This is a genomic window from Aminobacter sp. P4_D5 (assembly GCF_056401815.1).
Genome location: NZ_JBFUIP010001248.1, coordinates 1 through 548, shown reverse-complemented (window position 1 = coordinate 548; position 548 = coordinate 1). Strand labels below are relative to the sequence as shown.

Annotated in this window: 1 protein-coding gene; it reads left to right on the top strand. The window is 69.3% G+C overall.

All coding sequences use genetic code 11. The features are described 5' to 3' along the window. A partial coding sequence (locus AC1DWF_RS37765) for a xanthine dehydrogenase family protein molybdopterin-binding subunit (RefSeq protein WP_476843531.1) occupies positions 1-520 on the top strand: 520 nt, incomplete at its 5' end. Positions 521-548: the final 28 nt, after the last annotated feature.

Genomic DNA, 548 nt, shown 5'->3' with positions numbered 1-548 from the left:
GAACCTCACCGAGCGGATGCAGGCCGAGGGGCTGGAATGCACCGTCGGTCACAAGACGAAGCGCGACACGGGCACCTTCAGCTACGCCTCGCATGCCGTGGAGATCGAGCTCGACGCGGCAACGGGGCATGTGTCCCTCACGCGATACGTGATCGTCGAGGATGGCGGCGTCCTGCTGAACCCGCTCATCGCCGATGGTCAGGTGCTGGGCGGCGTGGCGCAGGGCATCGGCACCGCGCTGCTGGAGGAGATGCCCTACGATGCCTCCGGCCAGCCGCTCGCCTCCACCTTCGTGGACTACCTGCTGCCCGGCGCCGCTGAGGTGCCGGACATCGAGATCCTGCACATGGAGACGCCGAGCCCCCTCAGCCGCTTCGGCCAAAAGGGCATCGGCGAGAGCGGCGCCATCGGCCCGCCGGCAGCCATCGTGAACGCGATCAACAATGCCATCGCGCATCTGGGCCGCGAGGTGACCGACCTGCCCGCCAGCCCCGAGCGCATCCTGGCCGCCCTCGCATGAAGCCCGCCGCCTTCGAGCACGCGACGCC